The organism is Butyricimonas hominis (genome assembly GCF_014287455.1).
Taxonomy (GTDB): Bacteria; Bacteroidota; Bacteroidia; order Bacteroidales; family Marinifilaceae; genus Butyricimonas; species Butyricimonas muris.
On the sequence record NZ_JACOOH010000006.1, the window covers coordinates 370971 to 383345 of the forward strand.

12 protein-coding genes are annotated in these 12375 nt (G+C 34.7%); all 12 read right to left on the reverse strand.

The genetic code is table 11. From position 1 onward, the window contains the following. Positions 1–4: 4 nt before the first annotated feature. Positions 5–1177, reverse strand: a complete 1173-nt coding sequence (locus H8S64_RS15025; RefSeq protein WP_186977076.1) for a DegT/DnrJ/EryC1/StrS family aminotransferase — start codon at positions 1175–1177, stop codon at positions 5–7. A 29-nt stretch (positions 1178–1206) separates the two neighbouring features. Continuing rightward, positions 1207–1638: an acyltransferase gene (locus H8S64_RS15030; RefSeq protein WP_255469560.1), complete on the reverse strand. Its 432-nt coding sequence runs from the start codon at positions 1636–1638 to the stop codon at positions 1207–1209. Between the two features lie 306 nt (positions 1639–1944). Next, positions 1945–3222 carry a hypothetical protein gene (locus H8S64_RS15035; RefSeq protein WP_186977078.1) on the reverse strand — a complete coding sequence of 426 codons (1278 nt, stop codon included), beginning with the start codon at positions 3220–3222 and terminating at the stop codon, positions 1945–1947. Continuing rightward, positions 3209–4342 carry a CapA family protein gene (locus tag H8S64_RS15040; protein WP_186977080.1) on the reverse strand — a complete coding sequence of 378 codons (1134 nt, stop codon included), beginning with the start codon at positions 4340–4342 and terminating at the stop codon, positions 3209–3211. Before H8S64_RS15040 ends, H8S64_RS15035 begins: the two co-directional genes overlap by 14 nt. After that, positions 4339–5823, reverse strand: a complete 1485-nt coding sequence (locus tag H8S64_RS15045; RefSeq protein ID WP_186977082.1) for a lipopolysaccharide biosynthesis protein — start codon at positions 5821–5823, stop codon at positions 4339–4341. The genes H8S64_RS15040 and H8S64_RS15045 overlap by 4 nt, the downstream gene beginning before the upstream one ends. Beyond that, positions 5816–6934: a sugar-transfer associated ATP-grasp domain-containing protein gene (locus H8S64_RS15050; protein ID WP_186977084.1), complete on the reverse strand. Its 1119-nt coding sequence runs from the start codon at positions 6932–6934 to the stop codon at positions 5816–5818. Before H8S64_RS15050 ends, H8S64_RS15045 begins: the two co-directional genes overlap by 8 nt. Before the next feature lie 33 nt (positions 6935–6967). Continuing rightward, positions 6968–8041 (reverse strand): NAD/NADP octopine/nopaline dehydrogenase family protein, encoded by a 1074-nt coding sequence (locus H8S64_RS15055; RefSeq protein ID WP_186977086.1) that lies wholly within the window; start codon positions 8039–8041, stop codon positions 6968–6970. 11 nt (positions 8042–8052) lie between these two features. Next, on the reverse strand, positions 8053–8934 hold the full coding sequence (locus H8S64_RS15060) for a sugar-transfer associated ATP-grasp domain-containing protein (RefSeq protein ID WP_186977088.1): 882 nt from the start codon (positions 8932–8934) through the stop codon (positions 8053–8055). Positions 8935–9129: 195 nt separating this feature from the next. Then, entirely contained in the window at positions 9130–10221 is a 1092-nt protein-coding gene (locus H8S64_RS15065; RefSeq protein ID WP_186977090.1) for a sugar-transfer associated ATP-grasp domain-containing protein, read from the reverse strand. Position 10222: 1 nt separating this feature from the next. Then, complete coding sequence (locus H8S64_RS15070; protein ID WP_186977092.1) at positions 10223–11230, reverse strand: ATP-grasp domain-containing protein; 1008 nt, start codon at positions 11228–11230, stop codon at positions 10223–10225. A 13-nt stretch (positions 11231–11243) separates the two neighbouring features. Further along, positions 11244–11750: a GNAT family N-acetyltransferase gene (locus H8S64_RS15075; RefSeq protein ID WP_186977094.1), complete on the reverse strand. Its 507-nt coding sequence runs from the start codon at positions 11748–11750 to the stop codon at positions 11244–11246. After that, the gene (locus tag H8S64_RS15080; RefSeq protein WP_186977096.1) at positions 11716–12357 is read right to left on the reverse strand and encodes a sugar transferase; all 642 of its coding nucleotides are present in this window, start codon (positions 12355–12357) and stop codon (positions 11716–11718) included. Before H8S64_RS15080 ends, H8S64_RS15075 begins: the two co-directional genes overlap by 35 nt. Between the last annotated feature and the right edge of the window lie 18 nt (positions 12358–12375).

Consider the following 12375-nt stretch of genomic DNA (forward strand, 5'->3'; position numbering starts at 1 on the left):
AATATTACAATTTACACGCTAAGTTTTTTATCACGTCAACGACTCTCTTTATATCTTCATTAGTAAGCATAGGACCTGACGGCAGACACAAACCGATTTCGAACAACTGTTCACTTATTCCGTTCCCATAAAACGGGACGTCCTTAAATACCGGTTGCAAATGCATTGGTTTCCACAACGGACGACTTTCTATATTATCTTTATCCAATGCTAACCGCACATCCTCTCTTGAAAATCCGGCTTCTTCCGGTTTCACCGTAATGCATGTCAGCCAATAATTCGAACGAAAAACACTCTCCTCTGGTTGGCACATCACCTTTACCCCCTTTATCCCTTCTAACAAATGGACATACAAATCATGTATTGCCTGTCTTCTCTCGACATGTTCTTCCAACACAAACATCTGTCCTCTGCCAATTCCCGCACATATATTACTCATCCGATAATTATAACCAATACAGGAATGCTGATAATGCGGGGCGTTATCTCTCGCCTGTGTAGCATAAAACAAAGCCCGCTTGGCATTCTCTTCATTTCTACAAACCAAAGCTCCTCCTCCGGAAGTTGTTATCATTTTGTTTCCATTAAATGATAAAGCAGCATATTCTCCAAACGTTCCGCATTTCTGTCCTTTATATTCTGATCCTAAAGCCTCTGCAGCATCTTCTAATACAGGAATCTCATACTTTCGGGCAACAGTCAAAATCTCATCCATTTTTCCAGGCATTCCATACAACTGAACCGGAATAATTGCTTTTGGCTTATTGCCTGTTTTACTTATTCTATCCTTGATTGCTTGTTCAAGTAGGGTAGGATCCATATTCCAAGTTTCCAGCTCACTATCGACAAACACAGGAATTGCTCCTTGATAAACAATTGGATTAGCAGAAGCCGAAAAGGTAAAACTCTGACAAATAACTTCATCTCCTGTACCGACCCCCAATAATATTAACCCTAAATGTAAAGCAGCCGTACCGGCACTTAACGCAACCACATGCAGCTCTCTATTTTCATCCTTAACCTGTTTATCTTCCTTTAAATAATCACGAAGAGAAATCTCAAAAGCGTTTACATTCGGCCCAAGCGGAACGACCCAATTTGAATCAAAGGCCTCTTGTATAAACTCTTGTTCTCGTCCGCCCATATGGGCTAAAGACATCCAAATTCTTTGTTGCATATCTATCAATAGATTTATATAATAATAACTTAATCGACAATTTGTCCTCGCCGAACATGAATTTTTTCTTTTACTATTCTTGCCGGATTTCCTGCAACAATACAATTACTCGGGATATCTTTCGTAACCACCGCCCCACTTCCGACAACAACTTCATCACCTAAAGTTACACCAGGCAAAACGATACTATTAACCCCTATCACGCAATTATTTCCGATTGTTGTATGATAACGCTTTCCCCATCCTTTATTTCCCCGACAAAAATCATGAGCCATAATAACAACACCAGACAATACCCAAGTACCATCTCCTATATGTATTCCTCTCGGATGAATACTTTTATCTAACTGAGCCCGATAAGAGATATTCACATCTTTTCCTAAATCCATTTTATACACCTTCCTCAAAAACCAAGGATATAATCTGGCCAAAAAATTCCACAGTACCACTCTTATTTTCATATCATAATTAATTATGTTATTAGTATTCTTTATACAAAACTCACGCTATTCATCGAAACATAGTTCGGTAACAAAAATTCAATTGACTTCACATCTTTATAGACTATGACTTTTCCCTTCATTGATTATAACAAATCACCATGATAAGCGTTTCTAAAAATGAAAAGAATTCCATAACAATTTAACAAGAAAAGGTATCTAACATAATTATGAATTTAATTTTACCATACAACCTTTTAATACACTAAAAGTAAACAAGCTAAATAATTCCTAAGTTGCGAAAAAGAACTATTTAAAACCATATCTTTATAATTTTTGATTCCCGATATTTGATTTATAAGTATATGCTCCAAAAGCAATAATTGGAAGTATATACACATAAGGATACCAAAACATCCAAGATCTATGTAAAAAAATCAAAAGAATTACAGGTGCAAATAGAATAATATACTGCACTTTCACTTTTACAAATATGCCAAAGAAGATAATTATTAACAATAAAAGGCCATAGAAACCACTGTCATATAAAAACTCTCGATAATCAGCTAACACTAAATCTTTATTCGTCTCTAAAAAAAATGTCCCATGCCCCACAAATAACCGTAAAGAAGAAGAATGTAAAAATTTACTCCATAAAAACAACGCCATACTATTAGTTCGATTATCTAAAATATCCTCTTCATTCAAATTTCGACCGATAGCATAATCCCATATTGATTCTATTACAGAACTATCAATCAAAATAAATAATAAACTTAATGCTAACATAAAACAAAGACAAAGTTTCCATCGGAACTGTCTATTAATAAAAATATTATACAATTCTTGAATCATCAATATTACATAAAAAGCCGTTGAAAAAGTCATACATCCGCATATAATCAAAATGGGCGTTCTTTTTTTATATAATAACATCTCAATACAAAGAGTTAATCCTAAAAAAACTCCTAAATGTCCCGGTTCACTTAATGGACCTGCTGTTCGCAAAAAATTTAAACCTCCGATATTGAAAATAATCATATCATATGATACAATAATTCCATATATTCGATATACCATATTTGTATTCAAATGTGCCGCTGATAAAGGTTCTAATTCAACATAGGGGAGAGCATTATAAGGCAAAAAAAGCAATAATACAGTAACTACAATTGAACATATCGAAAAGAATATCATCATCTTTCTAAAATAGCCGAAAGTCAAGTAATATATCTCATTATCCCAAAAAATTACAAAAAATAAAGGTATAAAAGCCAATAGCGTTTTTATCATCCAGTAACCACTCCATGTTGGAAAAGAAAAATGGAACACTAAAAAAAGCAAGGTAAAGAAAAAGAAGTAACGCTGTCTCGTAAAAACGAATTTTCTATTAAGATACAGTATCAGACTCAATAATACTATTAAAGCAATAGAGATGTAATATACTGGAATTGCGAATAATCTCAACACAGGAGAATTCATAGAAATAAATAAATAGAAACAAAAAAACAATGCTCCCATTTTATTTATATTCAAAAGCAATATATTATTTCCAAAAAATCCTCGCTTTGAACTTTGCACAGAAAGTTTTCTAATTATTTCCACGCCAATACCTCCTTAAACGGTTCATGTAACTCTTTTTAGATAACAATTCACGTACGTTCATCACGAATTTTCCTCCATCATACCAAGGCATTTGGATAAACAATTCAATTAGATAAAGCTTAATCTTGAATTTCAATGGTCTTGGGTAAAAACTTAATCTATTACTTTCTGCTAAACGAACTGTATTCCAAGAAACTTTAAGTCTCGATCCAATTGAAATTTCTGCAATCATCCCAATTCTTGAAAAATTACGCCATATCCGTTTTAACGGTTCTTTTACTGGAAAAGGATAATCATTTGTTATCTTTATTTGCCCCATTTCTACGTCATTTTCACAAGGATACCAAATAGGTCTCGGAGGTGCCATAAAAAAATCAGCAAATAAAAAATTCCCCAAACTAAAAAAAATAGGTTTTCCCCTATATTGTAAACAAGACTGTACTCTATGAGGATGCCCTCCAATCACCCCATCTGCACCAGCTTCTATCATTTTATAAGCTAATTTTTTACACTCAACTGTTGGACAACTTATATATTCAACTCCCCAATGAGGTATTACAAATACATAATCAAACTCTTTTTTTGCTTCAGTAATATCAACTATAACTTTATTTATATCTAATGGATTGACCCCCGCACTATTTTTTGTGGCAACCGGAACATAACCAACATAAGGCGTATTATACTGACAATAAGAAAAAAAACAAACACGTTTCCCTTTTTCCTCTACGATTACGGGCTTTGCAGCCTCTTCTGAGGTCATTCCTGCTCCACAACGCAATATTTTGCGCTTATCCAAAAGTTTACAAATATGTTGGAACCCATCTAGCCCAAGGTCAAATATATGATTATTTGCTAATGTTACTATATTAATATTTAAAATTTCTATTTTCCGAAGATCGACATCCTTAGCGTAAATAATATTCATTCTCCCCTGCATTTTCACTCTATCGTACTCATAATCATCTCCTATTGCACATTCTAATGTCGCAATTCTTAAATCAAAACCATTCAAATACTGCAAAACATTTTCATCGATAAACTCATCTTTGCCACTTATAACTCCTCCTGGCATAATATCTCCAAGAAAAGCAATCCTCAAATCAGATCCGCTATTCATAACTTCACTTTATTTAAAATATGCCTAAATTCCGACAAATAAATATCCAATGCCTCTATTTTGAACAAACAGGAACCAATAACATAACACAACAAATAAGAAAACATTTGAATAATCAACAATAAAAGTTCATTAGTTTCAAGATATTTAAGCATATAACTACAAATACCAGCTAAAATAGCAATCAATAAGGTCGTCGAAACATCTCGTATCTGCGAAAAACAAGTATAATCCACATATTTTGAAGCTAACCAAGCATTCACAATATATATCGTAAATGATCCCAACACCATACCATACAATATGCCTTCAATTCCAAATTTTAACCCAACTACTACAAACAATAACCCCAAACTCCTTTTCACGACATTCCATCGAAATAGTTCATTACTTCGACCTACAGCTGCCACTATATAATAATTTACATCTTGAAGGCAAATAGCAATTCCTGCAATACATAAGATTTGAAAATAAGGAATAGACTCGATCCATTTCTCCGAAAATAAAAAAATAATTAAAGGTCGAGCTATTACAATTAATAATATCATTAATGGAAAATTAATAAAAGCCAAAGATTTTATAGTCTTCCGTAATGCATTTTTTAACGCAACTCTATCTGTTTGTATTTTCGAGAAAACAGGATAAGATACTTGCCCTACAATCTGAGACAGACTAGTCGAAGGTATTTCTTCCAATTTCCTTGCTTGTGCATAGAAACCAAGATCTTTTGCAGAAAAAACACGTCCAATAATTAAACCTTGAATATTATTACAAAAAGTATTCAACAAATTTGACAATAAAATATAATTCCCAAAACCGAATAATTCTTTAAAAGACTTCCAGCTAAAAATAAAACTCGGATACCATTTATTAAATAGCCATAATTGCAAATTTACCAGTATACTATTAATTATCAATTGTACAACCAAACTCCATACCCCATATCCATGGTAAGCCAAAAGAATACTTACAATACCAGCACATAACATGGAACTGATATATATATATGACATTTTCTTAAATTCTAATTTTTTACGCAGTTGATTACTTTGTATGATTCCTGATGCATTAATAATCAAAATTATACCTAATACCTTCAATATATGATCCAAATCTTCTATTCTATAAAATTCTGATACAAACCTGGACGAAAACCAAAGCAACACATACAAAAAAACAGAAAAAGCTAAATTAAAATAAAATATAGTCGAATAATCTTCCTCGGTTGGGTTATTTTTCTGTATAAGTGCCGAACCAAACCCGCCATCAATAAATGTATTAGAAATTGCAATAAATACCATTAAGATCCCAATGCAACCAAAATCTTCAGGAAGTAACAAACGTGCTAGAATCAAATTCGCAACAAATGAAATAAACATTACTCCAAAACGTTGTAAAGCACTCCACAACATCCCAGAAATTGTTTTCTCTTTTAGTGATGGCTCGGGCATATCAATTGTTTTCTTATCAAAATCATTCATACGAACGCCCCATTTTATAAGAAACCTTACCTTCTTTTTCTAATTTCTTCCATTGTTCATAACAATCTTGAATTTCTTTTTTCCATCCTTTTCGAATGAACAACTGTCCAGTTCTATCCCAATAATCATTCATTTCCACTACCAAAGGTCCTTCTGGAGTTATTGCGATATCCCAACCTATTGCTTTCAAATAAGGCAATGACTCTTGAAAACGAAGAACATCTCTTTTTATATCTTCCCAATTTTCAATAAATATCCCTTCTAAAAGCACACCACTATCAGGATGATGAGTTATAGGTTTTGTTTTTCCCCAACCATTAAATTGAGTTACGTTATAAATCTTTCCGGTTTCGATATCAACTGCGGCATCAATATTTCCACCTGCCCCAGCATTATCAACACAAGCTCCCGGGCGTCCAAATTTCATCCAGATAGCGATAATTTTAGCATTCCCCGTCGGATACAACGTTGTCATGAAACGTACAGTATTCACCGAAGATGAATTAAATTTTTTAAATTGCTCTGTTTGAGATATTACACTCTCAAAAATCAAAGGTTCATATTCTTTCAATATATCTTTTAATTCAAGCACTCGCCCATTAAAAAGATATAATATACACTTTTCATTAATATACTTTATCTTATTTACAACAATTACTCCATCTCCGTGAGAAGATTCTGTCGTCTTGATTACACATGAATGAACCTCTTTAGATTTTAAAACCTCTACTACTGATTCATAATCATAAGCGACATGATCATTTTTCAACCTTCCCTCTGGATGATAATAGCAATACAGTTCAGATTTTCTGATACTTTTTGCCTCTAAAAACAAATGAGAAAAATATTTATTTCGAGCTATTGTATAATACTTTTTAGGATTCAACAAGTCTAGGCAAGGTCGTTGCTCCATCTCGGACATGAATGTATCACGAAATTCTCTTCCTTGATTCTCGAACTCAAAATTAGTATATTCCTCAATACTAATCTTTTTTGTCTTTTTTAAATGTACAAAATCATTTAACAAAAAATAATAACTCTTTCCAGATTTTTCATGAACATCTTTCAAAAAAAGCAAAAGTGCTTTTATCATTTTTCGTCTATTTCTCATAACGACTTTCTGATTTTAATTATAAACTAAATACTAAATCAAACAATCGTCCAGAATTTTCTTAATATTCTCCTCTCCTAAACCTTCCAAAGTACGTCCCTCTTTTCTTAAATCTCTTCCTAAAGCATAAGAAGCCAATTCGATCAACGAAAAAGTCACAGGCGTAGCAACATTCAATTTTTTCCCCAAAGATTCCAACATCACCAAGCCTTGAGGAACATCTTCCGCTATGTAACGGGAATCAACCACAATAGGTCCTTTTGCTCTTGTAGGCATGGCTGCATACCAAAAGAACACCTCCTTTCCATCCCGAGTGTCATCCAAACTATTACGATATTTACAAGCTTCCACATAAGGCATCCTTTTGCATCCCAAAGCTTCCAAAACATCCATCTTCTCCTTATCCAATTGTTCCAAAATCCGCCATACACTCGGAGTAAATACCTCGTGATACATACAATAATCTCCCTGCGTTTTCTCGATTCTCGGAATACTCATTACCGCTCCAACGGTGTGTACAATCATATTTGGATTATGCAAAGAGGCTTCCAATAAAGAATCAAGATAAACCAAACGACAATCCAACGCATCTAACTTTGAACGTACTTTCTCCAGATTTTGTTTCGGATACACTCCCACAGGATTCCGAACATTTCTAAATCCCACTTTAACAATTCCAGGCTCGGCTATACGACAATCAATAAACGAACTTTCAGCCTCAACAATAGTAAGCCCCGCACAATCACAATACTTCAACATATAAGCTGTCGAAAAATAACCCGGATTAATTATAACAATTTGTCCTTCCTTAAAATAAGGAGCAACCCTTTGAATCAGAGCTTCGTGGTAATTTGTTTGTACATAAATAATAACTACTTCGGCTTCTGCGAGTAAAGAAAGATCTTTTGACACTTGATATAACCTAGTAGTACGAGTACGTCCATCCTCGAATAAAGATATCAACCCTTTAGTTTCCACGAGATAATCATAATTCTCATTATGCATACTATTCGATGTCTTCAACAAAGAAACTTGATGCCCCTTCAAACTCAAATCTGTAGCAACGGCACACCCACCGTTACCTGCTCCTAAAATTGCTATTTTCATATAAATTATTTTTATTTTTTCCCTAAAACCAACTCTAAAACACGCTCGGTATGTTCACCAAACGTGGGTCCACAAGAAATCTGATTCGAACCTATCGTACAATTATATTCAATCAAAACCGGCTCACCTGTAGCGGATATGGCAAAATCCCAACCGATAAAACAGATATGGGGTAATCTCGTGTGACACTGTTTTACCATAGAAATCATCCTTTCGTAAGAAGGTATCACCACCTCAGCAAAAACAACCCCTCCCGGATGCCTTTCTACCCATTCGGACTTTCGATTAACAGCCCATTGATTTAAACGTCCATCTGTATGAACAGGACAGGCAAAACCTCCGGAAGAAGTATTATCCACCCTTGCATTACCGGATCCCATCCTAAAAATAGATGAAAGTATAAAGACTTCTCCTTCCAACATCAACGAAATTGTCCGAATAGTATTCAAAGATTGTGGGTGTATTCGGGCTAAATCCGGATGTTGCCCAAGTAATAACTGTACCACAAAATCAGGATAAAGAGTATCAAAAATACGAGTTAACTCCCCTCTTGTCTGTTTTTCCCGATCATAAAAACAAATTTTCTGTCCTCCTCCGCTTCTAAGACTTGGTTTAATAATAACCGACTCGTGTTTTTGTACAATATTCAAAGCTTCTTCTTTTAAGATTACATTTCCACCTTCATCATAAAAGACCCCGTTCATACACTTCAATACCTGATCCGGGCGACGAATGTCATGAAAAAGCCAATCATAAATTCCTTTATCGGCACAAGCTGTTGTGAAAAAAAAATTATTCAACTTATGAATAATTCGAGAATAAAACAGATCATCAGGAATATATCGAGGATCCGCCACTCCCGATTTGTGTGCAAAAAGTTTGTACCAATACATTTTCGGTTTTATCCCGTAAGGGGCCCAGAAACGTTTAATCTTTTCTTTCTCTTCACGGGAAAGTATATATCCCCCACCTATCCTTTTCAACCTCATTTTTGCCCTTTTTCTTGTCTGCACAACAAATGAATATAACAGTATTTTCACGTAAAAACGATCCAACAACTCTCTCAACTGATGCTTATTCATAAATAATCATTTATATCTGAAAACTGTAGATAAAACTTCTGCCGTAATATCTCCGAATGTCGGACCACAAGAAATTTGATTCATCCCAGGTACAACATTAAATTCTATCATAACAGGTTCTCCTTCTGGAGAAATTGAAAAATCCCAACCGATAATTCCAAAATAGGGGAGCTTTTTATGCGCACTTTTTAATGTCTCTATCAAGCGATCATAAAAAGGTATTCTTACCTCTGCAAATACAGTCCCGTTCGAGTGTTTAGCAACCCACTCGGATTTCCGGTTTACTGCTTTATCATATAATTGACCATCAGGATAAACTGGACAAGCGAAACCGCCTGCCGACACATTATCCAAACGAGAACCACCTGCTCCCATTCGAAGAATAGAAGAAAGAATATACACCTGTCCCTTAAACAAAAAAGAAATAATTCGTACTGTATTCAATGAATTTTCGTGAATAGCCGACAATACTGAATGTTGAGGGACAACCTCCTGAACAACAAAATCTTTCTCATACTCGTCCAATTTCTCCTTTACAACATCACGAGACTCCGTTTTAGAGTCGTAAAAGAATATAGCCCTTCCACTTCCAGAATCAATAGACGGTTTCATAACAAAAGAATCGCATTGTCCAAGCAAAGTCTCCACTTCTTGCCTAGAAATCATCTGAAAAGATGAGTTATAATAATATCCTCCCATATTCTTTACTAACAATGACGGTTGCTTTAGTTCGGGAAATAACACATCATAGAATCCCTTATCAACATAAGGACGCCTAAAATTCAACCGATTAAAGTAGGGTATTATTTTACTATAATAAATGTCATCAGGAATATACAATGGATTCAATTTCCCACTAGGTGCACAATACAACGAAAACCAATATTTAGAAGGACATAGCCCGTATTTAGCCCAAAAAGGTCTTATCTGATTTTTATATTCTTTAGACGAGATTTTCAATCCGCCACCTATTCTTCTCAATCTTCTCTTTGCTCCTAGCCTAGACTCAATAACCCACGATTTACACCTAAAATAACAAAACGGAATATCCAACAGAGTTTCAAGAGGTGTCTTTTTTAATTTACTCAATTCCCACATATCAAATACGAATCAAACGGTCACATTTAGAAAAAGATATCCCAGATTGATAATGATTGAAAACAGAAATATCTTGTCCGCCTTCCAACCAATGTATATAAGCTCCCACGGTATTTATCCCAGATTCGTGCGAAAACGGATACCCTCCCCCAAAGCGGGCATTCATCTCCAAAACATACAACAATCCGTCGCGTTCCAGTACATCACAATCCAAATTCCCAACATGCCTCAAACGGGTACCAATTATTCGTCCTATTTTCTCAAAACGAGCATCAATCACAGAAATTGCCTTATCGGTTTCCCCTGCGCGCATAGACAATTTTTGCCGAACGAATGTCCCAACATAATTCCCTCGTAAATCATTTAAAACATCCATTCCATATTCATTCCCTTCAATCTTTTCTTGATAAAGTATTTGATTTTTCTCGTTTTCTCCACCTGCATTTGACAATATTGTTCTGGATATTTCTAAACGTATCAGTTCCGATGCCAATTCCATCTCTCGCATTGACTCGGGAAAATGAATCCCAATTGAAGCACTTCCCCAACGAGGCTTTATCACCACGGGAAACCTTATATTATTCTTTTCAATAGCTTGTTCAATTTCTTTCAATGAAAGAAAAGTTTTAGGACTATTCAATCCGCATTCCTTCAAAAATTCTTTTGTTTTCCACTTGTCAAATGTAATATCAACAACCCTTTTGTCTGAAACAATCAAGGTTATTCCTATATCCTCAAACTCTTTCTTGCAAGATGACAATATAGGCAACTCCAGATCATTCAAAGAAATAATCGCATGGATATGATGCTCTACGGCATATTGTTTCACAACCGAAATATAATTCGGATCATCAATACCGGGGAACTGGACACGTACATCTGCATCCGCCAATGCAGGTGCGTTCATTTGCATATCCGAGGCAAATACTAATCCACGTCCAGCTAACTCTTTTTTAAAGTAATTAATTAAATAATTTCTTCTTCCAGAACAAGTAAATAATATATTCATATAATGGACCAAATTAAAATTCATCTTTCAATAATCCCCAAAAACAACGATCTTTCAACATCCCATCTTTTAAAGAATGTTGTCGTAACACACCTTCCCGTACAAACCCAACTTTTGAAAACATCTGATTAGCACGTTCATTGGATTTAAAAGTATAAGCGTAAATCTTCACTAAGTCCAAGCGTAGGAATCCTTCTTGACACAATAGATGCATGGCCATTCTTCCCAACCCATGTCCATGCACACTCGGGTTCAAATAAATATAAACCTCTGCATTTCTATTTACCGAGGATATATGAGTCAAACCTCCCATACCTACCACAACATTATCTACACAAAAAACGACATCAAAACGAGTATTATCTTCACGAATCCGTTCGTACCAACACATCGTATTTTCGATTGAAAAATATTCTCCTGTATTCAAATAAGGACTCACCAATGGATGATTTAGCCATTCGACTCTTAACGCAAGATCAATAGCTTCAAGCCTTCTTAACTGCATTCTTTCGATATTCATTCAATGGAATATTAACCCGGGGATCTAGAGCTACAACGACATCCCCACTCTTTAAAACTTTTAACACTGTGATAAAAAATATCTCTACATCAAGACATAAACTCAATTGATCTACATAATAAATATCCATAGCCAAACGAGTATCCCAATCCAGATGATTGCGCCCATTCACTTGAGCCCACCCTGTAATGCCAGGACGAACACTATGTCTCCGACTTTCATTTTCCGTGTAATAAGGGAGATAAACCTTATACAAAGGCCTTGGCCCAATCAAACTCATATCTCCTTTTAACACATTCAATAATTGTGGCAATTCATCTAATGAAAATTTTCTTATAAAAACTCCCAATTTGGTTAATCGTTCTTTGTTAGACAATAAATTTCCTTCTTTATCCCGACGATCATTCATACTACGGAACTTAATCACATTAAACACTTCACCATCTTTCCCAACCCTTTCTTGAAAAAAGAAAACCGGGAATCCCATAGAAAAAACAATACAAATAGAAAGAACTAACAAAACGGGAGCTAGCAGCAATAAACCTAACAGAGAGAAAAAAATATCCAATAACCGCTTAAGATATCTACAATAAAAAACACGATTCATAACAACAAACTATAATAT